Consider the following 24,531-nt stretch of genomic DNA (forward strand, 5'->3'; position numbering starts at 1 on the left):
GTCTTTTTTCAAAAAAATCGCTCCTTCTAAGCCAGCCTGTCAAGCTCATCATATAGTTGCTCCAAATCATAAATTACTTGGTTATATGCCTTATTAACCTTTTGAGAATTTTCAGGGTTACTGTATACCTCCGGCTGGCACAACATATGTTCCAGTTCTTCCAATTCCTCTTCTTTTTTTAAAATGTTTTCTTCCAGTTCTTTTATTGCAAGTTCTTCTTGCCTCTTTTTTTCCCGTTCCTGCCTCTTGCGAAGTTTGATTTTTTGAATTACGGTTTTGCTTTCTTTGTTCTCGGACGCAACTTCAGTTTTAGCAGTTTCATTTTTCTTTTCCAGGTAGTAACTGAAAGAACCATCAAAATCTATAATATTACCATCAGAAAATTCCCAGATTCGAGTTGCAATTTTAGATAAAAAGTATCTGTCATGAGATACTGCGATTATAGTCCCCTTAAAGCTTTTTAAAGCTTCTTCTAAATTCTCTTTTGAAATTATGTCAAGATGGTTTGTAGGTTCGTCAAGTAAAAGAAGATTTGCTCCTTGAAGAATTACCCTTCCAAGAGAAAGCCTGCTCTTTTCTCCACCGCTTAGCACATCGACGGTTTTTTCTATGTCGTCTTGGAAAAACAACAGACCTGCCAAAAAAGTCCTGATTTCAGTAAGACTAAGGCCGGGGGCAGCATTCCACATTTCATCTAGCACTGTTGATTTAGAAGAAAAATCTTGTTGCTCCTGCTCGAAATACACAGGCTCTACCTGATGGCCGAAATTTACAAAACCTTCCTGGGGCTCAAGCTGACCGGCAAGTATCTTTAAAAATGTAGTCTTTCCTATGCCGTTCGGTCCGATTATGCCTATGCGCTCCCCTCGAAAGACTTTTAAATTGACATTCTTTAATATGTTTTTGTCGCCATAAGAAAAACCTAAGTTTTCAATTCTAAGCACCTCTTTGCCGCTGGAATCCTGCATATCAAATCGTAAGCGAACAGCAGGAGCGCTGCTCCTGCCGGACATAGACTTTGGCAGTAATTCTTCCAGCCTTCTTTTTCGATTCTCAGCCTGGATATAATTCCTATGGGAGATAAAAGTTTGTATGTTCTCTTCAAGCTTTTGAATCTCTTTTTGACGAATTTTTTCTTGCTTTTCATGGATTCTTGCTAAAGCCTGTTTTTTGTCTACAAATTCAGAGTAATTTCCGTTGTATAATGTGATAGTATTATTTTCCAACTCAAAAATTTTCTTTACAGTATTGTCTAAGAAGTATCTGTCGTGAGATACAATCATGAATGCTTTTGGGTAATTTTTCAAGAAACCCTCCAACCACTGAAGAGATTCTAAATCCAAATAATTAGTAGGCTCGTCGAGAAGCAGAAGATCCGGAGACTCCAGTAAAATTCGCCCTAAAGCAAGGCGGGTCTTTTGACCACCGCTAAGGCTCGAAATTTCCAAATCTTCATCTGTAAAACCAAGACCTTTTAATACTCCTCGTATACGGCTTTCAATTTCAAAGCCTCCATTTTCCTTAAATTCCTCAAAAAGCATAGAGTACTGATGCATTAAATCTTCTAAGCGATCTTCGTCTTCATAAATTTTGGGTGAAGCCATCAAATTTTCTAATCTGTGCAGTTCATCCTCTTGTTCTTTTTGTTTTAAAAAAACAGAGGAAAGAGCCTCGCCTATAGTCTTATAACCTTCAAGACCGGTATCCTGGGCAAGATAACCTATTTTGATATTTTTATCTATATAAATATTACCACTGTCATAAGGCATGCTTCCAACGAGGATTTTCAGCAAAGTTGATTTTCCGGTGCCGTTTAATCCTATTAGCCCTATTCTGTCATTTTCTTCAATTGAAAAACTAATGTTTTCGAGAACGATGGTATCTCCAAAACTTTTATTTAAATTTGAAACACTTAATATTGTCATATACATCACCAATTATATCTTCATATTGAAAAAGCGGGAAACTAGGTAAATTCTACAACAATGGGGCTAAAAAATCAAATAAAGAAAGTAAAGCAGCCATAATGAGTCATAATTATCGATAAATATTAAGATGAAAAGAAGGAATTTTGTTAAATAAATAGAAATAAATATAACAGGCAAGTATTTTTTATAATACATGTTACGAAGGAGTGAAGTTGTTAAATTGCGACAGGTAAGCGTAAGGACAATCGAGCAAACGGTAAAAGAGTTATTTTTGCAAGCAAATTACTTAATCGGAGATGATGTCTTAAGCAAATTAAAAGCTCAGTATGAGAAAGAGGAGTCGCCTATCGGAAAATCAGTTATTGAACAGATTATAAAAAATGATAAAATAGCAGCAGAAGAAAAAATAGCCATTTGCCAAGATACAGGAATGGCGGTTGTATTCGTAGAACTTGGTCAGGAAGTTGCAATTATTGACGGTGATTTTAATGATGCTATCAATGAGGGAGTAAAGCAGGCGTATACAGAAGGATATCTTCGTAAATCGGTAGTAGATGATCCTTTGTTTGATCGTGTGAATACAAAATACAATATACCTGCAATAATTCATTTGAAAATTGTTCCGGGGGACAAGATAAGTATTTTGGTTACCCCAAAGGGTTTTGGCAGCGAAAACATGAGCAGAATAAAGATGCTAAAACCTGCAGACGGAGTAGAGGGCGTTAAAAACTTCATTGTAACTGCGGCGGTAGAAGCAGGCCCGAATCCCTGCCCGCCGATTGTAGTTGGAGCAGGTATCGGAGGGACTATGGAAGTTGCAGCAATCTTGGCTAAGAAAGCTACCGCAAGACCTGTAGGCGAGCATAATCCGGATAAAAGATACGCAGAGTTGGAAGCTGAAATTTTAAACGAAATCAATAAATCCGGTGTTGGACCGGCAGGCCTGGGAGGCAGAACAACAGCTCTTGCTGTAAATATCGAGCAATTTCCCACACATATAGCAGGCTTGCCTGTAGCTGTAAATATTTGCTGTCATGCGGCAAGGCATGCACAAAGGATAATATAGGGGGTGGGATAAACATGACAGAGACAATCAAGATACAGGCGCCTTTAAACGATGAAAAAGTAAGAGAACTTAAGGCTGGCGATAACGTACTTATCAACGGCATAATTTACACAGGGAGAGATGCTGCGCATAAGCGGCTGATAGAGCTGATAAATTCCGGGAAAGAGCTTCCTTTTGAAGTAAAAAATCAAATTATCTACTATGTTGGCCCTGCGCCGGCAAAACCCGGTTATGCAGTGGGACCGGCAGGGCCTACTACAAGCTACAGAATGGATCCCTATACTCCGCCTCTTTTGAAACTAGGTTTAAAGGGAATGATTGGCAAAGGAGTAAGATCAAAAGAAGTAATTGATGCAATGAAGACATACGGCGCAGTCTATTTTGCAGCTGTAGGCGGTGCTGCGGCGTTAATTTCAAAAAGCATTAAAAAAGCAGAAATTGTATGCTATGAGGATTTAGGGCCGGAAGCTATACATAAATTCTATGTGGAAGACTTTCCGGCGATAGTTGTAATAGATTCGTTGGGGAACAACCTTTATGAAAGCGAACCCCAAAAATACAAAATTCAATAGGAGGCCTTTATATGGATTTAACAAAAGAAGCACTTGAATTGCATGCAAAAAACAAGGGGAAAATTGAGGTAATTAGCAAGGTTCCCTTAAAAGATGCAAAGGATCTAAGCCTTGCATATACGCCGGGTGTAGCAGAACCGTGCAAGAAGATAAAAGAAAATCCGGATTTAATATATGAGTATACGGCAAAAGGCCGTATGATTGCAGTTGTCACAGACGGTTCAGCGGTATTGGGCTTAGGCAATATCGGAGCTGCCGCAGGTATGCCTGTTATGGAAGGAAAAGCCGTACTTTTTAAGAATTTTGGAGGGGTAGATGCATTTCCTATCTGTCTTGCTACTCAAGATGTGGATGAAATCGTGGAAACAGTTAAGCGCATAGCGCCGACCTTCGGCGGAATCAATCTGGAGGATATTTCAGCTCCAAGATGTTTTGAGGTTGAAAAGAGACTAAAACAAGAACTGGATATTCCTGTATTTCACGATGATCAACATGGCACTGCCGTAGTGGTGCTTGCAGCTGCCATAAATGCACTTAAAATAGTAAATAAGGATATAAAGGACGTTAAGGTTGTTATAAGCGGAGCAGGTGCCGCAGGGGTTGCTATTACAAAACTTCTGCTTTCGGCAGGCGTTGCCGATGTAATTGTGTGCGACAGCAAGGGGGTAATTTACAGGGGAAGGGAAAACCTAAATGAAAGTAAGCAAGAATTAGCAAATGTGACAAATAAAGAGAATATTAAAGGAACTATCGCAGACTCCTTAAAGGGAAGCGATATATTTGTCGGAGTTTCTGGCCCCGGAACCGTTACAAAGGAAATGATAGAAAAGATGGGAAAAGATGCGATAGTATTTGCTCTTGCAAACCCTGTGCCTGAAATATATCCGGACGAGGCTAAAGCAGCCGGAGCAAAGGTTATAGGCACTGGCCGCTCAGACTTTCCAAATCAGATAAACAACGTGCTGGCCTTTCCCGGCATCTTCCGCGGCGCTTTAGAAGTTAGGGCATCGGATATAAACGAAGAAATGAAAATTGCGGCAGCCCATGCCATAGCGTCACTTATTTCTCCTGATGAGCTATCACCGGATTATTGCATTCCGGGAGCCTTTGATAAGCGAGTAGCCGCGAATGTGGCCTATGAAGTTGCAAAGGCAGCTATGAACTCTAAAGTGGCAAGGGTAGAAATTGATGCTGAAAAGCTAAAGGAATTAATGCTGAAATAATTTAATCAAAAAAGTGAGCTTAAAGGTGCAAAGAACTTTTAAGCTCACTTTTTGTTATATACTTTATATACTTTAGCCTGCTTAGAGCACAGAAATTGAACATAAACCACCCGCTATACAGGCGCGCGATGATTGTGCGAGATTACTGGTTTCTAAGCATTCTTACAAGTATGGCTGCAGCCTCGGCCCGGGTAACACTGCCACCGGGACTGAATTTGCCGTTTTCACATGACATAAGTTTTAATCCTAAGGCTAGTGTTACATGACCCTTATAATCGGCTGTTATGGAAGCACTGTCGGCTGCAATATCTTTATAAATATCAGAAAGACTTGCCGCCTTTTCAAGACCCATGGCCCTTACGACAAGAGCGGCAGCTTTCTCGCGAGATATAAGTCTTTTCGCATCTATCTCATTTGGCTTTATCCATCCCAGCTTTAAGGCTAAATCAATATATGACTGTATATCATCAGCATCCGAAGATTTCATCAAGGCATCATCAGGGATGTTCTGATTCTTAGCTAAAAGGAGAAACTTTACAAACTCGCCTTCTGTTATGTTTTTATCGGGCAGAAACTTGTCTTCCGAGCATTTAATAACGCCTAAATCAATTAGGAGCTGAATATCTTTTTCCGCCCAGTGTCCTTTGATGTCGGTAAATGAAGTTTCAACCTCTTCTTTAACGGGTTTTCCACTATAATCTAAAGGTGTAAAATCAAAAGCGTCAAAGGTGTAAGAATCGGCATCTTTCGGTTTGTATACCAGTTTGTAATTCCCTACATCTCCCTCTTTGGGATTATAAAGGTAGGCGTAAACTAATTCTAAACCCACCTTTTTCAAGAATTGTTCCTGAGCCTTGTCCTTTGGAATAACTCCTGTAGGATCCGGAAATACTCTTTCGTGCCAGTCCATGCGATAACTGACTATCTGCCCGCTTTGAGAGTCTACCGTTAAATTAAAACCATTAGCGTTATAAGGAATACCATTAACTATTCTTGTATAAACAAAATAATGTTCGCGAGCTTTTTCGGATTCGTCAATATTTGTGTCAATATCCTCAAGCTTCACATTTTTAAAGCGTGAAGGCTGGAAGTTTTGCAAGAATTCTTCTGCTTTTTTCTGAGCCGCAGCTCTATCGTAATTTTGCTTAAATTCTTGAGACCATCTGCTATCATCATAAATATCGAAACTCAATAATTCCTTGGTCAGTGCATTTACTGATGCGTATATGGTACCACTGATGTCACCATTTTCATCTGTTTTTTGCCAGCTAATATTCCATATTTTTTGTCCCGGATCGTCGTAAATTTCATAAAGATTTGCCGTCTTTTGCTTATAATCGGAAGGGATGGTGATATAATTCTTAACGATATTAATTGCCTCATCTTTTGAAATACAGTTTTTAGTTATCTCAACCTCCTTGCTTTCAGCAGGGGTAAGAGACGTGTCATATCCGGCTTGCGCTGATTTTTCTCCGGCGCCTGCACCGTAAAAATCATAATACCTATCGTCTATTATCTCTCCGGTAACTGCATCTATTAAAAATCTTTCCGAATTTAAAACATAAACCAGTTTAATATCTTCTTTTTTTGTGGAATAATCAAAGTAGCGTTTATATACAAGCTTTAAACCTAATTTATCATTAGTCTTAAAAATTTTCTCCGCATCTTCCGGCAAGATTAGATTTGCAGCAGATGGCAATGGATCCCAGCACCAATTAAAGGAATAGCTTAGAATATCGCCGGTGTAGCCGTCTACTTCTACGTTAATATAATTATTCTCAACGGGTATATTGCCCTCTGTGCGGATAAAGTTAAAGAAGTAACTTTCGCTATAGTTTTTTGTAGGATAAACTGCGCCTTTAGATTCGGTAAGCTTTGTTTTGGCAAATTCAGATGGCTGAATTTTTTTAGCATAATTCTGCGCTATTTCTAAAGCTTGATTCTTTGTGTACTTTGGTATTCCTGACGTCGTTCTTCCTGAATCGTAACCGCGGTACATATAAATACTTAATATATTTCCTGTATCGCTGTCAACGCTTGCACTTAAGCTGCCATAGGCCTCCTTTGACTGAGACCAGTTAAGTTCCCACACGTTTTTATTCTCATCAATTTCGTTGTAGTTTATATTAAATTGATCATAAATAGATGTGTCAAATAGATTTTTAATAATTTCTATCGCTTTTTCCTGAGAAATAGTTGTTTGAGCTGATGCTGCCACAGGAGATAAAATAGAAAGCATAAATATTAAAGCTATAATTGTTGAAAAAACTCTTTTTCTCATAACACCTCAACCTTTCTTGTTTTGAGTAGAATCCTTAGTCAACAGCGTTAAATACATTTTAGATTCTATCGCCCCCTAGTTTTATCTTCTTTCTATATTGACGCATTAGTTATCCAAAAAGTTCCCTGAAAAAGCTCGCTATAGTTGACCCGGGGCTTTAAAGAGAAGTATAATATAGTATAATTTAGTAAGAAAATTATAAAAAGAGGTGGAGCAATGCTTCTTAGCAATGCGGAACTTACAATAAGGCTTGTCTTATCTCTTGTGCTTGGCGGAATCATAGGCTTAGAAAGAGAAACTACTAATAAACCGGCAGGTTTTAGAACACATATATTAGTTTGTATGGGTTCTGCCGTAATCATGCTTACTTCGATATTTATTTTTAGCCAGTTTCAGGGGAAAACCAATGTAGACCCTACTCGCATACCTGCTCAAGTTGTAAGCGGCATAGGTTTCCTTGGCGCAGGCACGATAATAAGGGAAGGAGCTTCTGTAAAAGGACTGACTACAGCTGCAAGTCTATGGGCGGTATCTGCAATCGGTCTTGCAATCGGAGCAGGTTTTTATTATGGAGCAACTCTTGCTACATTTATGATGCTGCTTACTCTCGTGACTTTCAATAAATTAGATCAGTTAATTTTAAAGAAGAGATTTTTACAAATGCTGTTTGTGGTAATAGACGACAGCCCCGGCCAGTTAGGGAAAATAGGTTCTTGCCTCGGCGAAATGAATATCAGCATTAGAAACATAAAGATGGAGAGTTTGGATGAAAATAGGTTAATGATAACTTTAATGATTCCCAAAATTAACCGCTTAGAATTCGAGGAAATAAAACAGAAGTTGCAAGAGATAGGGGGAGTATATGAAGTTAATACAGAGTTTGATTAAACATTATCTAAGGATTCCAAAGAGCCGGCTATGTCCGCCGAATAGATAAATGCAAGAACTTCTGCAACTGCCCTGTAAAGCTCTGCCGGGATTTCTTGACCTATCTCGAGTTTAACTAATGCCTCTACCAGAACAGGATCTTTGTAAACAGCTATATTTTCTTCTTTTGCTATTTCTAAAATTTTTTCTGCTATAAAGCCTTTGCCGGAAGCCAAAATTTTTGGTGCGTTATCGGCGCTGCTGTCGTATTTCAGCGCTGCGGCTTTTTTGTTTTTATTAGCACTATATTCTTTTACCATAGCTTCACCCTAAATTTTAATATTTATTCCTTTTAGATGAGAATGTCCAGCTTTATCAAAAAGAAAATTTTCAAGAGAAATCTTACCTACTTTAAATTCCATATTGCGAACTAAGGCGCTTGTGTTATTTGAAGCAGTGAGAAAATTCTTCATGTAATCCAACGATTTTTTACTTTCAAAAGTAGAAGCAGCCTTTATGGCGCCGTCCAAGTAAGTAAGTTCAATAAGCACCGCCCCCAGGTTTTTTGTATTTACGATAAAGCTTAATTTAACAAACGCTTGCTGTCTTGCAGAATCTAAAATTTCATGAGAAATTCTTATGTAAATTTTCTGGTATACGGGCAGCTCGATTATAAAAAAGTATACCTTTTCATCAGTAGTTATGTTTATAGGATTGTTTGCGGCATTTAAGACTTTCGCTGCAAGATAGTCCTTTAAAATTCCTTCTTTGACATGGTTCTCCGTAGCCATTTCTTTGTCTTTTGACGCTGGAGAAAAGCCTTCAAGATATTTTAAAAGCTGAGTTTCTAAAGGTGAAGGTCCTACTTTTGCCCAGCTGTCAACGGCCTTGTAAAACAATAAGTTTTGAGACTGAGTTTGAGGATTTTCATCTGTAAACCCCTCGAACTCTTGATTTTTAGCGCCTTCCAAGTATTTTAATAAATCAATAATTATATTGATGCGTTCAGCGGTTATAGGCAAATTCAATTTAGATAAAATGCCTAAGGCGATATTTGTCTCTAAAGATTGAGGAATGTCAAGGAAGGCTAAGGAATTATTGTTGACGGTATCTATACTGTTCTTATTTTCAAGATTTGCTCCGCCTCCGGCAGCTTGAAGATCCTTTGAAACTAATTTTGAATTTACACTATCGCTCTTTTCCTCAGGAATATTTAAAGGAGGAATATTCACCCTTACCACATCTCCATAGACAATTTTGCTTTCTTTATTTAGATTATATCACGTAAAAATACGAACGTTAAATCTATTTACAAAGATAAAATTCGTATTTTTATTGACATTGTCTAGCTTATTTGGTAATATATTCTCTGGAAAAAACAATATTCATACCTGCGTAATTCCGGCAATACGGAAAAAATTACGGCTCCTGTTTACACATCAATTTTACAACTTTTATTTACTTTATACGTAGTTTTTACAAACAAAATAATCTTAAAGGGAGGCTTTTCTATTGAAAAACGATGTTTCTGCCGGCGGCCAATCTAATTTTTTTGAAAAGTTTTTTAAGCTGTCGGAAAATGGGACAAATGTCAGAACGGAAATTCTGGCAGGTATTACAACATTTGTTACTATGGCTTATATTCTTCTCGTAAACCCTATAGTTTTAAAAGATGCCGGCCTTGACCAGGGAGCAGTATTCATGGCTACGGCACTTGCTTCAGCTATAGCGACGCTGTTTATGGGAGTTTATGCCAACTATCCCTTTGCACTGGCTCCGGGCATGGGCCTTAATGCTTTCTTTGCTTATGTCATGGTGGGAAAAATGGGAATTCCGTGGCAGACTGCGCTGGGAGCAGTATTTCTTTCAGGTATTATAGCTGTTATTGTTACACTTACAGGTTTAAGGGAACTTTTAATTCGGGCGATACCAATGTCACTAAAGCATGCGGTAGGCGCTGGCATAGGACTATTTATTGCATTTATAGGATTTAAAAATTCTGGAATTGTTATTAGTAACCCGGATACTTTTTTGGACCTGGGGAATTTTAGAGATCCTGCTGTTTTACTTGCGGCGGTAGGTCTTATAATTACAGCAGTTCTTGTGGCAAAAGGTGTTAAAGGCGGAATTTTGCTCGGAATAATAATTACTTCAATAATAGGAATTCCAATGGGCATAACAAAAATTCCGGCATCGATTATTTCGGCTCCGCCAAGTATAGCGCCAGGTCTTCTCAAACTTGACATTAAAGGCGCTTTACAGCTTTCTATGTATCCCGTTATATTTTCGCTCTTTTTTGCAGATCTTTTTGACACAATAGGGACTTTTGTAGGCGTGGCCAGCCGCACAGGCATGATAGATGAACACGGCAACCTTAAAAGAGGAAACAAGGCCCTATTTGCAGATTCCATAGGTACTGTTATAGGTTCCTTGCTGGGAACAAGCAACACCACTACATATGTTGAAAGCGCAGCCGGCGTAAGCGTTGGCGGCAGGACTGGCCTTACGGCAGTTACAGTGGCGGTTCTTTTTATTGCAAGTATTATATTTTCGCCTATAGCTCTGGCGGTTCCAACGGCGGCTACAGCTCCGGCGCTGATTATTGTGGGAATTTTCATGGCAACAAGTCTTAACGAAATTAAATTTGATGACTTTTATGAAGCATTTCCGGCTTTTCTTACAGCCGTTCTAATGCCCTTTACCTTCAGTATTTCTTTAGGTCTTTCGGTGGGCTTTATTGCATATGCGGCGCTTATGCTGTTTTCAGGGAGAGGAAAAGAAGTTCATTGGATGATGTATGTTCTTGCGGTAACTTTCGTACTATATTTTGCTTTTATAAGATAAAAATAGGTTTTCTATAAAAGTTAGAACGACAGCAATAAAAGGATGGCAATAACAATAACAACTTTATGACAATAATAACAAATCAGGTAAGATAGAGATGATTATTCTCTTCTTACCTGATTTTCTTTTTTTATGGTAATGTAAGCGCAAAATAAGTATCTATGACACCGAAAATAAATTTCTGCGATACACTTCCTACTGGATCGTGTAAAACTTGTAAAAACTACTTTTTTCCCTTTTTATAAGCAGCTGCTATATCGTGAAAACCTGCCTTTTCTAATTTTTCGATAACAATTTCGAATATTTCAGATGACCTGATTTCCTCCTGATTACGAGAATAAACTGCTTTTTCAATGCTTGTAAGAAGTTTTTTAATATCAGATGCCGTAAGCGGTTTTGATATTTCATCAGATACGTTTTCCAGGGTTACTTGAATCTTGCCGATGTCAAACTCCTGTATACGTCCGTCTCGCTTAATAACTTTCATTGGCCCACGCCCCTTCAACTGTTGTATGTTGTTTATATACTTGCAATTAGTGCAACTTATATAAAGTAATATATCATGACTATTCGCAAAAATCAATGTGCGCCGGGATACGAAAAAATAAGACGAAACCCAATTTTTTTTATAATTTTTTAACTTAAGCAGGATTTTGTCAATCGGATGTAGAATTTAATAAATAGTAAGTAAAATTTAAAATTAAGGAAGTGACCATTTAATGTCTGGTTATAAGAAACTTTTTGAGCCAATTAAGATTGGCAAGGTAGAAGTTAAAAACAAAATAGCTATGGCTCCAATGGGTATATTAGGACTTGCGACTGACAAAGGCGGTTTTTCCAAGAGAGCCCAGGATTATTACATAGAAAGGGCCAAGGGTGGAACCGGTCTAATTATTACAAGCGTTACCAAAATTGAAAATGAAATTGAAAAAATGCATCCCGGAATCATTGTTTGCACAACAATGGACCCTGCTCACTTTATAAATACAACATCTGAAATGGTGGAACGAATTCATGCATATGATTCCAAGATATTCCTGCAGCTTGCAATAGGCTTTGGCCGGGTTGCGGCTCCTGCAATGCTTGTCGGCGAACCCGTTGCGCCATCTGCAATACCCAATTACTGGGATCCCTCTGTTACATGCAGGGAACTTACGACAAAAGAAGTAGAAAAATTGGTTAAAATGGCTGCCGAGTCAGCTGCTATAGCAAAAGTAGCAGGATTTGACGGTGTTGAAATCCATGCTGTTCATGAAGGATACTTACTTGATCAGTTTACAATTGGAATGTTTAACAGAAGGACAGATAAATACGGCGGAGACGTAATGGGGAGACTTACTTTACCTATTGAAATTGTCAAGGCTATAAAAAAGGTAAATGGTCAAGACTTTCCGGTCAGTTTAAGATTTAGCATAAAGAGTTATATCAAAGGTTGGAATCAAGGCGGACTCGATGGGGAAGAGTTTGTGGAAAAAGGAAGAGACACAGAAGAAGGGCTTACCATCGCGCCAATTTTGGAAAAAGCCGGATATGATGCCTTTGATGCAGATGCAGGATCATATGATGCCTGGTATTGGGCACATCCCCCGATATACCAGAAACACGGCCTTTATCTGCCGCTTACGGAACAATTGAAGAAAGTAGTAAATGTTCCTGTAATAGTTGCAGGCAGAATGGATTTGCCGGAACTTGCAGAAAAGACGCTAGAAGAAGGAAAGGCCGCAGATATGGTCTGCTTAGGTAGAGCACTTCTTGCGGATCCTGCATGGCCAAATAAAGTTTTGGAAGACAGACCGGAAGATATTCGTCCCTGCGTAGGCTGCCATGACGGCTGCCTTGGAAGAGCTTTTGAAGGCAAACCGCTATGCTGCGCAGTAAATCCTGCATGTGCAAGAGAAGTAGACTATGGCATTTATCCTGCCTGCTGCACCAAAAATGTAATGATTATTGGTGGCGGCGTAGCCGGTATGGAAGCCGCGAGAGTAGCTGCCTTAAGAGGACATAAGGTGACGCTTTATGAGAAAACCGACAAATTAGGGGGACATCTAATAGAAGCATCAGTTGACGAATTTAAAAAGGATAACGAGAGATTACTTGATTGGTATAAAACTCAAATGAATAAACTTGGAATCGATGTCAAACTAAACACAGAAGTTGACTCTGAGTTTGTAAAAGCAAATGCAACAGATGTGGTAATAGTTGCAACAGGCTCTACACCCATTAAACCGAATGTGCCCGGAATAGACAAAGACAATGTTGTTACAGCCACAGAAGCTCTTCTTAAAGAAAAACCGGTAGGCAATAAAGTTGTAGTTGTCGGCGGCGGCCTCGTCGGATGTGAGACAGCTTTAAGTCTTGCGATGGCAGGCAAAGAGGTAACTATTGTCGAGATGCTTCCTGAACTGATGTCGGCAGGTCTTCCTGTGCCTCACATGAATAGGACAATGGTGCTTGATATGATAAAACTACACAATGTGAAGACGGTTTTAAACAACAGCCTCCTTGAAGTAAAAGACGGAGCAGTGGAAGTTATAGATAATAACTTCAAGAGAACCACTATCCCGGCCGATACGGTAGTTATATCAGTAGGTTTAAAGCCAAATAAGTGCCTATATAATGAAATATCAGGCAAGCTGCCTAAAGTTTATACTATAGGAGACGCCAATAGAGCACGCAATATAATGTATGCTATATGGGATGCGTATGAAGTGGCAAGAACTATTTAGTTTGTAGCTTCTACACACACGGCAAAATCCTAAATAAAAACCTAAACATATTTTGCAAATCTAAACACGCTCCCTTTGAACCAAAGACAGACTCTGTCTTTGGGCGAAGGGGGCTATTTTTAGCAATTTGCAGTAATTAAAAGGTTGTTAGAGCATGACTGGTGTTATTGGGTTCTTTTCAATTAATTGTCTTGATTCAAGGTGATTTGTAATTAATTGACAATTGCTTTTACATATTAAGAGTAATAAACTACAAGATATATCTAATTTGTGAAAGATAAACACATAGTTAGTTATTTTAAAACCTTTTAAGAAGGTGATACTTTGCAGGAACAAGATGTAATAAAAAAGTTCATCGAATTGGACGACAAGATACAAGAGATCAGTGCCGCCCGAGAAAAACAATTGGCAGAATTAGAACAGCGCTACAAGGCAGAAGAACAGAAGATAGTTGAAGATTTATCAAAGAGACTGGAAGAAGAAACAAATGCAGTTGTTAGGAAAATAATGCAAGAAGCCCAAGAAGAAGTCGATAATCTTAATAAAAAATCAAAAGAAGTCGTAAGCTACATGGAACAGGAATTTCAGAATATCCATGAAGAACTGGTAGCAGAGATATTAAAACGGATTTTCGACATAGAGAGTGAACGCTATGGATAAAATAGCAATTTACGCAGCAGTAAATACTAAAATCAGAGCAATGGAGGGAAAGTTTCTTACGGAAAGTGATTACGAAACTTTGCTTGAGAAAAAATCTGTTCCTGAAATTGCTTTTTATTTGCGAGACAGCACATTTTATGGCCAGTTTTTAAAAGACTTGCCTGCTGACAAACTTAGCCGCAGATATATTGAAGATATATTAAAACGCAATATGATAATAAATATGGACAAACTGCTGCATTATTTTCGCTACGACTACAAAAAATTTATTTCTTCATTTTATCTCAAATATGAAATTGAAGACTTGAAGGTGTTGGCTAGAGAAATCTTCAACAACGAAAAGTTTGACATAACAGAAAGGCCTCTTTCCTTTTTAGGCAAATACAGCAAAATTGAGCCCGAAAAGTTTTTGAAGGCAAAAACTGTTGAAGAACTTATTTATGCTACAGAAGGTTCCGATTTCTTCGATATACTTAAGCCTTTGCTTAGGACGAAAACCGAAAACTTGTTTAGATTTGAAATGCTTCTTGATGCAGGATATTTTAGAATCCTAGAAAATAAAATGAAAAATGTTTCAAAAGAAGACAGCATAATTCTTAAAAAATGGGAAGGCATGGTAGCGGACCTTTACAATATTCAGTGGATATATCGGGGCAAAAAGTTCTACAACATTTCTCCTGAGGAACTCTTGAATTATACAATTAATTTTGGAGACAAGCTGAATTTTACTAAAAGAAGATCAATGTGCTACACTAAAACTCTTGACGAGCTTTATGCCATGGCGCAAGATGCGGGATACGGGTTTTTATTTAAAAAAGAGGAAATGTCAAGAGACATTTATATGGAAAGGCGCATAAATAGATATATATACTATAAACTCAAAAAACTTGCCCGTGAATATTCAATGAGTATAATGCAGACAATTAACTATATATACTCTTTTGAATTTGAAATTCGGGATATCATTTCTATAATGGAAAGCATCAGATACAATATGCAGCCTGACCAAATAAATAAATTTCTAATTAAGGCTATATAAGTTGCGGGAGATGATTTTATGGCAGTTGAAAAGATGAAAATCGTTGGCATAATCGGGGAAAATTCTATATTAAACCGCCTTTTACGACTTGTTTTGGTAGATGAAAGCATGCACATGATAAATGCTCTTGCCCGGGTAAATTCCAGCGATTTCTTTCTGCCCCCTACTGAAAAAAACATAAAGGCTTTGGAAGAACTTCCCTTTCTAAAGCCATATACTTCTAAACGTGATTTTACCCAGGACGAGCAAATGATTGCAGCACTAGCAAGCCTCTTTGAACTTTCGCCTCGCGTAAAACTTGAGCACCTAGGGCAGGATTATGATTATGAGGAATTTATGAAAAGCCTCTCCGATATTTACAAAGAAGTGCGCAAAACTGCAGATGAAATAAATGAAAAACTTCAGTTAATAGAGCAAAAGCAGACATATATAGAAAGCCTGAAATATTTGAGACAATACAGCTTGGATATATCAAGACTTTCCGGAATGAAGTACTTGACATTTCGGCTTCTGAAGTTTTCGCGAGATGACTATGTAAGAGTAAAAAAGAACTATGAAAACATACCCGCTGTAATCCTGAAAGTGGCAACAGAAGGCAAGGATGTTGTTGCAGCAATTATAACTCCTATTATCCTAGAAGAGACTGTAGAAAAAATATTCAGTTCATTAAATTATAGCGTTTTACCGCTGCCTCCTGACAAGGGCGGAACCGCAGAAAATATTATAGAAGAACTTACTGCAAGCATAGAAGAAGACCAAAAAGCAGTTGAATTACTGAAAGAATCGCTTCAAAAGTTTAAAATAGACTTTGCAGAAGAAGTCGAAAAGGGCTTTTCGAGGCTGGAAATGGAAAAGAAAATTGAAGAGGTCAAGTCTGATGTTGCAGTAGGCGAAGACTTATTTTTCATGTTTGGTTTTGTACCCATAAGCCGGGTATCCAAATTAACAGACAGCCTCAAACAGCAGTTTGGCGATAGAATTATCCTACTGATAGACGATGTGAAAACGGGAGATTCAATCATTACACCCCCTACTAAGCTCAGCAACCTTAAAATTTTCAGGCCTTTTGAAGCCTTAGTAAAGATGTATGGCACACCTGCTTATGATGAAATAGATCCTACAGCTTTTTTTAGCATAACGTATATGCTGCTTTTTGGAGCGATGTTTGGAGATGTAGGACAAGGCCTTATACTCTTTAGCGCAGGACTTTTTATGGAAATCGCACTAAAAAGAACCAGCCTAGGCGGTGTGTTAAGTAGAATGGGCTTTGCGTCGACGATATTCGGCTTTTTCTATGGAAGCGTCTTTGGTTCTGAAGAAATTATCCAGCCTCTTGTTATAAGGCCGATGGCGAATATAAATTATATGCTGGTGGCAGCCATCGTTTTAGGCGTTGTCCTAACCATAGTAGGCTATATTTACAATATCATGAATTCATATCTTGAAAGCAATGTAGAAGAAGGTGTCTTTGGAAGAAACGGCGTAGTTGGGCTGGCATTTTACCTAACAGTGCTGTATTTGGTTACATCATCAGTTATTGCAAAAAGTGGAATCTCGCCAATATTGGTCTATGCACTTATAGTTTTTTTGGTTTTAATGGTGCTAAAGCAGCCTTTAGCGAACACCATTATGCATACAGGCAAACTATATAACAGTTCCCCTACCGATTATTATATTGAAGAAGGCTTTGGTGTTATAGAAACATTGCTTTCAATGATGTCAAATACCATATCATTTATAAGAGTAGGAGCTTTTGCCTTAAACCATGTAGGCCTTTACATGGCTTTTGCAACGATGGGGGAGATGATGGGTTCTAAAGCAGGCAACATAGTGATGCTGGTTATAGGCAACATAGTTATAATCGGACTAGAAGGGCTGATAGTATTTATACAGGCCCTCAGGCTGGAGTACTATGAACTCTTTACTAAGTATTTCCGAGGTGACGGCATCGAGTATAAGCCTGTAAGAGTAAAACGCGTGGCCTTTACACCTAAGAAACTTGATAGTATTAATGTCGGTGCGTAAAACTAAATTCTATATTAACTTTATAAGTTTTGAGGAGGAGCGAATATGTATATCATATTATTTATTGCAATGGCTATATCGTTAATAACTTTGACAACAGGGTTTGTTATTTATTTTATGAAAGATGAAGTAAGGGCAAAACGTTTCAAAAAGCTCAGTAAATACAGCACAGCAGTTTACGCCGGCCTTATTGCGGTTTTCCTGTTTTTTATGATACCAAGCTTTGCCGGTGCAGCATCTGCAACTGATTCTTCATCCGGTTTAGGATTTATTGCAGCGGCTCTTGCAACAGGTCTTGCTACCCTGGGCGCAGGCTATGCTGTAGGTGCAGTTGGCTCTTCGGCGTTAGGAGCAGTTTCAGAAGATCCGAATGTTTTAGGTAAGACTTTGATATTCGTAGGTCTTGCAGAAGGTATCGCAATTTATGGCTTAATTGTGTCCATAATGATTCTCGGAAGATTGTAGAGGGATACAAATGAAATGTTTCTTAATAAGCGATAACCATACTACGCTGGCCGGAATGAGGCTTGCCGGGGTAGAGGGCGTAGTGGTGCATGAGAGAGAAGAAATCCTAAATGAGTTAAAAAAGGCAAGAGCAAGTGATGATATAGGTATAGTAATTATTACAGAACTTGCGGCAGAAAAGATAAAAAACGAATTAGATACAATGAAACGCTCTTCCGGACTTCCTATCATAATTGAAATTCCGGACAGACACGGAACAAGACGTTCTCCTGACTTTTTAACGAGGAATATTAAGGAGTCCATAGGAGTTAAGATTTGAGGTGACAGCATGGCTACTACCATTGAAGATAAAATAGCGCTTTTTACAAAGGTGCTCATAGAGAGAATAGAGCAGGATTATGCAGAAAAACGTGAAAAGCTTACCCGCTATTACGAAAACCGTAAATCAGAGATCGTCATAGACTATGAGCAAAAAATAAAGAATTCAGTTGATACCACAGCAAGAAACGCCACAGTAAAAAAACAGCAGATGATTTCAAAGGCAAAATCAGATATGCATCTTGCAGTGCTAAAACAAAGACGTAAGTTTGTTGAAAGAATCATAGACGAGGTAAAAAAGGAAGCTTTATCATTTACCGAAACAGAGGAATATGCCAAATTTCTGCAAGAAGCCATTAAAAAAGTGAATAGCAAATTTTCAAGTGATCAATTTGTAATTTTTAATTTTAGCCCAAATGACACCGAAAGACATAAAGATGTGATTTTAAATACTATAAAATCATCAAGAAGCGAAGACAACTTCAAGATCGAAGAAACAAAAAGCATAAGCGGTGGCGTTTTTGCTAAAACTTCAGATGATAGTCTTGAAGTAGATTTTACAATTGATACCATAATAGAAGAAAGCCGCAAATTAGCAGGTGAAATCCTGTCTTCAAGGCTTGGCGAGGGGTGGCAGAATGTCGAATCAAGGTAATATAATTTATATTAACGGTCCTGTTGTCAAAGCCAATAACATGCAAGACTTTTCGGTAAGAGAGATGGTCATGGCAGGTGAGAAAAAACTTATCGGCGAAGTTATTTCTCTTGAAAAAGATATAGGAACGGTTCAGGTATATGAAGAAACATCGGGCCTTAAGACAAATGAAAAAATAATTGGCACAGGCAGCCCACTCTCATTGAAGCTGGGACCCGGCATCATAGGAAACATCTTTGACGGAATTGAAAGGCCTCTTTCTGAAATATATAGTTCCGGCCTTAAATTCATACCAGAAGGTATTGGCCTTTTATCAATAGATGAGAAGAAACTTTGGCATGCTGATATTCTGGCTAAAGTCGGTGATGTTCTTAAATCTGATGACATATTTGCTACAGTGCAGGAAACCTCCATGGTAACCCATAAAATTATGGTTCCGCCAGGCATAGAAGGCAAGGTTGTAAGCGCTGTAGATAGCGGAGAATATACTATTTGCGATACACTTGCAGTATTAGAAGATTCCCTGGGCGAAAAACATGAGCTTAAAATGGAGCAGGAATGGCCTGTGCGAGTTCCAAGACCTGTAAAAATGCGTATGCCGATAGAGAAGCTTTTGGTTACCGGTCAAAGGGTAATAGATGTATTCTTTCCCATAGCAAAGGGCGGAACGGCAGCCATTCCCGGAGGATTTGGTACAGGAAAGACTATAACACAGCATCAGCTTGCAAAATGGAGCGATGCTGACATCATAGTATATGTAGGCTGTGGAGAGCGCGGCAATGAAATGACCGAAGTTCTGGAAGACTTTCCTAAACTGCGCGACCCCAGAACCGGCAATCCCTTGATGGATAGGACAGTTCTCATAGCAAACACATCGAACATGCCTGTGGCAGCTCGAGAAGCATCGATTTATACGGGAATTACTATTGCTGAATATTTCAGAGACATGGGATACAGTGTGGCTATAATGGCCGACTCCACGTCCAGGTGGGCGGAAGCGCTTAGGGAAATTGCCGGAAGGCTTGAAGAAATGCCTGCCGAAGAAGGCTACCCTGCATATCTTGCCTCACGGCTTGCTGCTTTTTATGAAAGGGCCGGGTATGTTAAAAACTTGAACGGAACAGAAGGTTCGGTAACTATCATAGGCGCAGTTTCACCGGCAGGCGGCGATTTTTCCGAGCCTGTTACTCAGTCTACAAAGCGAATAGTAGGCGCTTTTTTAGCCCTGGACAGAGAGCTTGCTCATGCAAGGCATTTTCCGTCAATAAATTGGATTTCTTCTTACAGCGGCTATATTCCAATGCTGGAGGATTGGTTTAAGGAAAATGTTGCGCCTGATATTGTGGATTTAAGAGCAAAGATGATGAGAATTCTTCAAGAAGAAGATAAACTTATGGATATAGTGAAATTGGTAGGGGAAGATGTGCTTCCTGATGAGCAGCGAATAATCCTTGAAATAGCAAAAATTATAAAATCAGGATACTTGCAACAAAATGCTTACCACCCTCAAGATGCGTATGCTCCTCTTTCAAGACAATATAAAATGCTGAAGATAATCGACAAGTTATATGATCGGGCTTCTGCTTGCATAAAAAAGGGTATACCATTGTCTAAGGTAAAAGAAGAGACGTTATTTTCCGATATTATAATGATGAAGTACAATATCTCGGACGACAAGCCTGAGATCTTTGATGAACTTAGCAAAAGAATAGACAATCATTACGACAGCTTGGAAAGCATGTATAAAGAAGGTGCCGCCAATGAAGGTTAAATACAGAAAACTGGATAAAGCTGAGGGGCCTTTAGTAGTTATGAGCAACGTAGAAGGTGCCGTTTATGATGAGCTTGTGGAAGTGGAAATGCCAAATCATGAACGCAGAACAGGCAAAGTTGTTCAGATAAATAAAGACAAAGTAATAATTCAGGTATTTCAAGGGATATCAGGAATTTCCTTAAATGATGTAGGCGTTGTATTTAGCGGCAAGCCAATGGAGATACCTTTATCAAGAGAAATATTGGGCAGAAGATTTAACGGGATAGCGGAACCTGCAGATGGAGCGGGCGAAATTTATTCCGATAAGTATTATAATATAAACGGCAGACCGATGAATCCGGTGGCGCGGCTATATCCCAGGAATTATATACAAACCGGCATATCTGCAATCGACGGCCTTATAACCCTTATAAGAGGGCAAAAACTTCCCATCTTTTCAGGAGACGGTCTTCCTCACAATCAGCTTGCGGCTCAGATAGTTCGACAGGCTAAAATCAGCGGAGAAGAAGCCGAAAAATTTGCCGTCGTATTTGCGGCCATGGGTATAAAGCATGATGAAGCTAATTATTTCAGCAAGGTTTTCGAAGAAGCCGGGGTTATGGACAGAGTTGTTATGTATGTGAACCTGGCAGACGATCCTGTGGTTGAACGTATCTTGACGCCGAGATGTGCACTTACTGCTGCAGAGTATCTTGCTTTTGAGTGTGATATGCATGTGCTGGTTATATTGACAGACATGACAAGCTATTGTGAAGCCCTAAGAGAGATATCCTCTGCTCGCGAAGAAGTTCCTTCCAGAAAAGGCTATCCCGGCTATCTCTATTCAGATTTGGCCAGCCTTTATGAAAGAGCAGGGATGTTAAAGGGTGCAAAGGGCAGCATAACCCAGATACCTATACTTACAATGCCTAATGATGATATTACCCATCCGGTGCCTGACCTTACCGGTTATATTACTGAAGGGCAGATAGTTTTGAGCAGATCACTATACCAAATGGGTATATATCCCCCTATCGATGTGCTGCCATCGCTTTCTCGTTTAATGAAAGACGGCATAGGCGCAGAGTACACCAGAGAAGACCATCCGGATGTAGCAAACCAGGTTTTCTCCGCTTATTCGAATGTCCAAGAGATAAGAGCACTGGCACAGGTTATAGGCGAAGATGAACTTTCGGAAACTGATACAAAGTATATGGAATTTGGAAAAAATTTTGAGGAAGTTTTTGCAAAACAAAGCTTTGAAGAAAATAGAGATATTATTTATACCCTGGATCTTATGTGGGATTTACTTAAGATTTTGCCTGAACAAGAGCTTAATAGAATAGATCCGGCCCTTGTACAAAAATATCTTAGGAAGTGATTTTCGTGCAAGAAAATATTGCACCAACTAAAGCCAATTTAATGGATTCCGAGGCAGCCCTTGACTTTTCCAAGAAAGGTTATGAATTGCTGGATAAAAAAAGAAACGTACTTATTAGAGAAATGATGGGATTCATGGATAGGGCTGAAAAACTTCAAGACAGCATAGGCAAAACCTTTAAAGAAGCTTATGAGGCGTTAATTTTAGCTAATGTTACATTAGGAATTAGCGAAGTTTATCAGGTAGCAAAATCAATTCCCCTTGCCGACGAAATCACAATCTTAAGCCGCAGCGTAATGGGCGTGGAAATTCCCATGGTAAAATATGAGAAGAAAGATATTGACCATTACTATAGCTTTTATCATACAAATACCGCACTAGATGTCGCCCTGCAGAAATTCCATGATGTAATTTATTTAATATATGAACTGGCAGAGGTAGAAGATTCAGTTTATAAGCTGGCAGTTGAAATCAAAAAAACACAAAAAAGAGCTAATGCTCTGCAGAATATTCAAATTCCCAGATATGAATATCTGGTAAAAATGATATCAGATGTTCTGGAAGAAAAGGATAGAGAGGATTTTTTCAGGTTGAAACTGCTAAAAAAGAAAAAAGTCTAGCAAATAGAAAGAATGCTTCCTTTAAACCGGAGATAAGACTTCCGGCAAGGGAAGCATATTTTATAGGTGAAGGCACTTTATTCCCCGGAGTTTTTTGTTTGTCAGGACCTCTTTAACTTTCCCAATACTTTCCTGTTTTTCTCCTGAAAGGTCTTCTCCTTTCTCGATCTTAATTAATATCCTGTCAATCTCCTCATAACTAATTCCAAGGGCAAATTCATCAGTGATTCCGGGGGCAATGTCGGGACTGGGCTTTTTGTTGATGATTTTTTGAGGAATTTTCAGTATTTCAGCAAGTTCGTAAACCTGAGTTTTATAAAGATGACTTATAGGTTCGATATCGCAAATCTCATCTCCCCATTTAACATAAAATCCGGTTAAGGCTTCTGTCTTATTTGTACATCCTGCTACAGCATAACCTAGCTGCTCAGCATAAAAATAAAAAATGACCGATCTTATCCTGGGTTTTGCCCTGTAATAAGCAAGACTTTCTCTAAAACTCTTGCTCCCCTGGTTTTGCAAATCTTGGATGTAAGGCTTGTCCTCTGCCAGCCAGACATTTTGCGCATATCTTTCCTGAACAGATCTGGGAAATATCAATGCGGGAGGCTTGAGAGAATACACACCCATGCTTCTGAGTATCCTGCTGATATTTTTTATCTTATAATTTATTTTTAAAAACTCGCAAACCAATTTTGCATCTTTTACGGTTTCTTTTGCCGAATCCCTTTCCGGCAGAATCAGCCCGAACACTTTATCACTGCCGATTGCATCTACCAGCAGCTTTCCCACTACTGCCGAATCAATTCCGCCACTAATTCCAATGACAACTCCGTTAAATTTATATCTTTCAATATTTTCTTTTATAAAGGTCTTTATTTTCTCTACCTCGGTCAAAACAAAACCTCCTTCGCATAAAAGATTTACATTTTTATAGTATCATATATTTTTTGTAAATTGGTCATTTTATGCCTGTATCTATACTAATTATAATAAAGGCACAGGCGGCATGGGAAACAGTGGAGCAAGATTGCGTGACGGCTCAGCAATACTGATAATTAACAATTAGCTGGCTGGCAAATTGAAACGCCAGCCAGCTTCTTTCTGCCTAATTTAAACCATTTAAATACGTTTACGCTACTTAATATATTTATGTTATAATAACAATTAAGTAAAAGTGGCCCGAAATGAGGTAAAATAATGGAAAATAAATGGAAATACAGAACGACAATTAAATCGCAAGCATTTTTGTATGTAGAGATAAAAAAAGCTGCAAAGCTTGTTTTGCAAGGGCACGATGAATATCAAATCCGAAATAAATCACTTTATGACAATATATTCCAGGTAAATACTGATGCCAGAAAAGCAGAAATTGCATCAGCTGTTATAACCAGACTAAATGTATTAGATAGGTTCTTCATAGAAAATTTAGTAAATTCTGACATACAAACAAGTAAGCTCATAGCACTATATTCTATAATGAAAACTGATAGGCTGTTTTTTGAATTTATGAATGAAGTTTATAAAGATAAAATCATACTTGGGGATAGATTCATTTTGGACAAGGACTTCAATATATTTTTTGACAGAAAAAAGGAGCAAAGTGCCAGGGTAGCATCATGGGCAGATTATACCTTTTATAAGCTTAAGCAGGTAATTTCAAGGATTCTGACCGAATCCGGTCTTGTTAAAAATGAAGGTAAAAAAATAGAAATAGTAAGACCAATCATAGAACATTCTGTCATAGATCATTTAAAAGAAATAGGAGATACAGTATATCTTAATATCTTATTAGGTAAACTGGATTAAATATTGCGATCGAAAGGAGGCGGGCTATGGCTACAACAAAAGAAAGGCTTGATAAAATACTTCCTGCAATAACCAAAAAATCTTTTAGGGAAAACAAAGGTCTTGGAAATGAGATTGGGTACTATATTTTCGACTATGAACCTCAGCATGAGATGTTGGTAAGGGATTATATCAATTTTTTAAAGGACAAAGTAAATAGCGGGAACTATGGATTTAAAATAAAAGAATTCGATTTATATGAAATAATGTTAGAAATTCTTGACTCAAAAGGATATCTCGAAAAAAATTTCGAAATGGAA

General features: G+C 38.4%; 22 protein-coding genes and 1 pseudogene. 17 read left to right on the forward strand and 6 right to left on the reverse strand.

The window, feature by feature from the left end; translation table 11 throughout:
• Window positions 1-26: 26 nt before the first annotated feature.
• On the reverse strand, window positions 27-1,925 hold the full coding sequence (locus tag BUE08_RS04175; RefSeq protein WP_286680397.1) for an ABC-F family ATP-binding cassette domain-containing protein: 1,899 nt from the start codon (window positions 1,923-1,925) through the stop codon (window positions 27-29).
• Window positions 1,926-2,148: 223 nt separating this feature from the next.
• Here BUE08_RS04175 and BUE08_RS04180 point away from each other — a divergent pair, with 223 nt between their 5' ends.
• Genes BUE08_RS04180 through BUE08_RS04190 form a run of 3 tightly spaced genes read left to right on the forward strand, consistent with a single transcriptional unit; the run spans window position 2,149 to window position 4,789 of the window.
• Window positions 2,149-2,994: a fumarate hydratase gene (locus tag BUE08_RS04180; RefSeq protein ID WP_059032643.1), complete on the forward strand. Its 846-nt coding sequence runs from the start codon at window positions 2,149-2,151 to the stop codon at window positions 2,992-2,994.
• 14 nt (window positions 2,995-3,008) lie between these two features.
• Window positions 3,009-3,566 (forward strand): Fe-S-containing hydro-lyase, encoded by a 558-nt coding sequence (locus BUE08_RS04185; protein ID WP_059032642.1) that lies wholly within the window; start codon window positions 3,009-3,011, stop codon window positions 3,564-3,566.
• Between the two features lie 11 nt (window positions 3,567-3,577).
• Window positions 3,578-4,789: an NAD(P)-dependent malic enzyme gene (locus BUE08_RS04190; RefSeq protein ID WP_059032641.1), complete on the forward strand. Its 1,212-nt coding sequence runs from the start codon at window positions 3,578-3,580 to the stop codon at window positions 4,787-4,789.
• Window positions 4,790-4,931: 142 nt separating this feature from the next.
• On the opposite strand, the gene BUE08_RS04195 is transcribed toward BUE08_RS04190, so the two are convergent.
• Complete coding sequence (locus BUE08_RS04195; RefSeq protein ID WP_286680398.1) at window positions 4,932-7,070, reverse strand: YcdB/YcdC domain-containing protein; 2,139 nt, start codon at window positions 7,068-7,070, stop codon at window positions 4,932-4,934.
• Window positions 7,071-7,286: 216 nt separating this feature from the next.
• Between BUE08_RS04195 and BUE08_RS04200 the strand changes: the two genes are divergently transcribed.
• Window positions 7,287-7,958 (forward strand): MgtC/SapB family protein, encoded by a 672-nt coding sequence (locus tag BUE08_RS04200; protein WP_213951436.1) that lies wholly within the window; start codon window positions 7,287-7,289, stop codon window positions 7,956-7,958.
• Here the strand turns inward: BUE08_RS04200 and BUE08_RS04205 are convergent.
• Complete coding sequence (locus tag BUE08_RS04205; RefSeq protein ID WP_059032638.1) at window positions 7,955-8,257, reverse strand: EscU/YscU/HrcU family type III secretion system export apparatus switch protein; 303 nt, start codon at window positions 8,255-8,257, stop codon at window positions 7,955-7,957. The genes BUE08_RS04200 and BUE08_RS04205 overlap by 4 nt on opposite strands.
• Before the next feature lie 9 nt (window positions 8,258-8,266).
• Window positions 8,267-9,169 (reverse strand): hypothetical protein, encoded by a 903-nt coding sequence (locus BUE08_RS04210; RefSeq protein WP_286680399.1) that lies wholly within the window; start codon window positions 9,167-9,169, stop codon window positions 8,267-8,269.
• A 280-nt stretch (window positions 9,170-9,449) separates the two neighbouring features.
• Here BUE08_RS04210 and BUE08_RS04215 point away from each other — a divergent pair, with 280 nt between their 5' ends.
• Complete coding sequence (locus BUE08_RS04215; protein WP_213997248.1) at window positions 9,450-10,781, forward strand: NCS2 family permease; 1,332 nt, start codon at window positions 9,450-9,452, stop codon at window positions 10,779-10,781.
• A 223-nt stretch (window positions 10,782-11,004) separates the two neighbouring features.
• Here BUE08_RS04215 and BUE08_RS04220 read toward each other — a convergent pair whose 3' ends face one another.
• Window positions 11,005-11,268, reverse strand: a complete 264-nt coding sequence (locus BUE08_RS04220; RefSeq protein WP_286680400.1) for an ATP cone domain-containing protein — start codon at window positions 11,266-11,268, stop codon at window positions 11,005-11,007.
• Between the two features lie 232 nt (window positions 11,269-11,500).
• Between BUE08_RS04220 and BUE08_RS04225 the strand changes: the two genes are divergently transcribed.
• The 10 genes from BUE08_RS04225 to BUE08_RS04270 all read left to right on the forward strand — a co-directional run bounded on the left by BUE08_RS04225 (window position 11,501) and on the right by BUE08_RS04270 (window position 22,423).
• Window positions 11,501-13,507 (forward strand): oxidoreductase, encoded by a 2,007-nt coding sequence (locus tag BUE08_RS04225; protein ID WP_286680401.1) that lies wholly within the window; start codon window positions 11,501-11,503, stop codon window positions 13,505-13,507.
• A gap of 324 nt (window positions 13,508-13,831) precedes the next feature.
• Complete coding sequence (locus tag BUE08_RS04230; protein ID WP_059032633.1) at window positions 13,832-14,167, forward strand: hypothetical protein; 336 nt, start codon at window positions 13,832-13,834, stop codon at window positions 14,165-14,167.
• A complete protein-coding gene (locus BUE08_RS04235; protein ID WP_059032632.1) occupies window positions 14,160-15,206 on the forward strand; it encodes a V-type ATPase subunit in 1,047 nt (348 codons plus the stop codon). Before BUE08_RS04230 ends, BUE08_RS04235 begins: the two co-directional genes overlap by 8 nt.
• An 18-nt stretch (window positions 15,207-15,224) precedes the next feature.
• Window positions 15,225-17,231 carry a V-type ATP synthase subunit I gene (locus BUE08_RS04240; RefSeq protein WP_286680402.1) on the forward strand — a complete coding sequence of 669 codons (2,007 nt, stop codon included), beginning with the start codon at window positions 15,225-15,227 and terminating at the stop codon, window positions 17,229-17,231.
• 45 nt (window positions 17,232-17,276) lie between these two features.
• Window positions 17,277-17,696 carry an ATP synthase subunit C-like protein gene (locus BUE08_RS04245; RefSeq protein WP_286680403.1) on the forward strand — a complete coding sequence of 140 codons (420 nt, stop codon included), beginning with the start codon at window positions 17,277-17,279 and terminating at the stop codon, window positions 17,694-17,696.
• A 10-nt stretch (window positions 17,697-17,706) separates the two neighbouring features.
• Entirely contained in the window at window positions 17,707-18,015 is a 309-nt protein-coding gene (locus BUE08_RS04250; RefSeq protein WP_286680404.1) for a V-type ATP synthase subunit F, read from the forward strand.
• 9 nt (window positions 18,016-18,024) lie between these two features.
• Window positions 18,025-18,669 carry a V-type ATP synthase subunit E gene (locus tag BUE08_RS04255; protein WP_286680405.1) on the forward strand — a complete coding sequence of 215 codons (645 nt, stop codon included), beginning with the start codon at window positions 18,025-18,027 and terminating at the stop codon, window positions 18,667-18,669.
• On the forward strand, window positions 18,653-20,440 hold the full coding sequence (locus BUE08_RS04260; protein WP_286680406.1) for a V-type ATP synthase subunit A: 1,788 nt from the start codon (window positions 18,653-18,655) through the stop codon (window positions 20,438-20,440). The genes BUE08_RS04255 and BUE08_RS04260 overlap by 17 nt, the downstream gene beginning before the upstream one ends.
• A complete protein-coding gene (locus BUE08_RS04265; RefSeq protein WP_286680407.1) occupies window positions 20,430-21,803 on the forward strand; it encodes a V-type ATP synthase subunit B in 1,374 nt (457 codons plus the stop codon). Before BUE08_RS04260 ends, BUE08_RS04265 begins: the two co-directional genes overlap by 11 nt.
• 5 nt (window positions 21,804-21,808) lie before the next feature.
• Window positions 21,809-22,423, forward strand: coding sequence for a V-type ATP synthase subunit D (locus tag BUE08_RS04270; protein WP_286680408.1), 615 nt, complete (start codon window positions 21,809-21,811; stop codon window positions 22,421-22,423).
• A gap of 60 nt (window positions 22,424-22,483) precedes the next feature.
• Here the strand turns inward: BUE08_RS04270 and nadE are convergent, their stop codons facing one another.
• A complete protein-coding gene (nadE, locus tag BUE08_RS04275) occupies window positions 22,484-23,320 on the reverse strand; it encodes an NAD(+) synthase (protein ID WP_286680409.1) in 837 nt (278 codons plus the stop codon).
• A gap of 303 nt (window positions 23,321-23,623) precedes the next feature.
• On the opposite strand from nadE, the gene BUE08_RS04280 reads away from it, so the two are divergent.
• Together BUE08_RS04280 and BUE08_RS04285 are read left to right on the forward strand one after the other, a co-directional pair.
• Complete coding sequence (locus BUE08_RS04280; RefSeq protein ID WP_286680410.1) at window positions 23,624-24,232, forward strand: DUF1819 family protein; 609 nt, start codon at window positions 23,624-23,626, stop codon at window positions 24,230-24,232.
• A gap of 26 nt (window positions 24,233-24,258) precedes the next feature.
• Window positions 24,259-24,531 (forward strand): annotated as a pseudogene (locus BUE08_RS04285) (DUF1788 domain-containing protein); the annotation flags it as partial.

Origin of the sequence: Tepidanaerobacter sp. EBM-49, assembly GCF_001896645.1 — a bacterium.
GTDB classification, from domain to species: Bacteria; Bacillota; Thermosediminibacteria; order Thermosediminibacterales; family Tepidanaerobacteraceae; genus Tepidanaerobacter; species Tepidanaerobacter syntrophicus.

What these genes read in the sequence shown, in the direction of transcription:
- BUE08_RS04240 (WP_286680402.1), top strand. Translation starts at nt 15,225, where the DNA reads ATGGCAGTTGAAAAGATGAAAATCGTTGGCATAATCGGGGAAAATTCT.
- BUE08_RS04185 (WP_059032642.1), top strand. Translation starts at nt 3,009, where the DNA reads ATGACAGAGACAATCAAGATACAGGCGCCTTTAAACGATGAAAAAGTA.
- BUE08_RS04245 (WP_286680403.1), top strand. Translation starts at nt 17,277, where the DNA reads ATGTATATCATATTATTTATTGCAATGGCTATATCGTTAATAACTTTG.
- BUE08_RS04175 (WP_286680397.1), bottom strand. Translation starts at nt 1,925, where the DNA reads ATGACAATATTAAGTGTTTCAAATTTAAATAAAAGTTTTGGAGATACC.
- BUE08_RS04190 (WP_059032641.1), top strand. Translation starts at nt 3,578, where the DNA reads ATGGATTTAACAAAAGAAGCACTTGAATTGCATGCAAAAAACAAGGGG.
- BUE08_RS04265 (WP_286680407.1), top strand. Translation starts at nt 20,430, where the DNA reads ATGAAGGTTAAATACAGAAAACTGGATAAAGCTGAGGGGCCTTTAGTA.
- BUE08_RS04250 (WP_286680404.1), top strand. Translation starts at nt 17,707, where the DNA reads ATGAAATGTTTCTTAATAAGCGATAACCATACTACGCTGGCCGGAATG.
- BUE08_RS04255 (WP_286680405.1), top strand. Translation starts at nt 18,025, where the DNA reads ATGGCTACTACCATTGAAGATAAAATAGCGCTTTTTACAAAGGTGCTC.
- BUE08_RS04220 (WP_286680400.1), bottom strand. Translation starts at nt 11,268, where the DNA reads ATGAAAGTTATTAAGCGAGACGGACGTATACAGGAGTTTGACATCGGC.
- BUE08_RS04205 (WP_059032638.1), bottom strand. Translation starts at nt 8,257, where the DNA reads ATGGTAAAAGAATATAGTGCTAATAAAAACAAAAAAGCCGCAGCGCTG.
- BUE08_RS04225 (WP_286680401.1), top strand. Translation starts at nt 11,501, where the DNA reads ATGTCTGGTTATAAGAAACTTTTTGAGCCAATTAAGATTGGCAAGGTA.
- BUE08_RS04195 (WP_286680398.1), bottom strand. Translation starts at nt 7,070, where the DNA reads ATGAGAAAAAGAGTTTTTTCAACAATTATAGCTTTAATATTTATGCTT.
- BUE08_RS04235 (WP_059032632.1), top strand. Translation starts at nt 14,160, where the DNA reads ATGGATAAAATAGCAATTTACGCAGCAGTAAATACTAAAATCAGAGCA.
- BUE08_RS04200 (WP_213951436.1), top strand. Translation starts at nt 7,287, where the DNA reads ATGCTTCTTAGCAATGCGGAACTTACAATAAGGCTTGTCTTATCTCTT.
- BUE08_RS04260 (WP_286680406.1), top strand. Translation starts at nt 18,653, where the DNA reads ATGTCGAATCAAGGTAATATAATTTATATTAACGGTCCTGTTGTCAAA.
- BUE08_RS04280 (WP_286680410.1), top strand. Translation starts at nt 23,624, where the DNA reads ATGGAAAATAAATGGAAATACAGAACGACAATTAAATCGCAAGCATTT.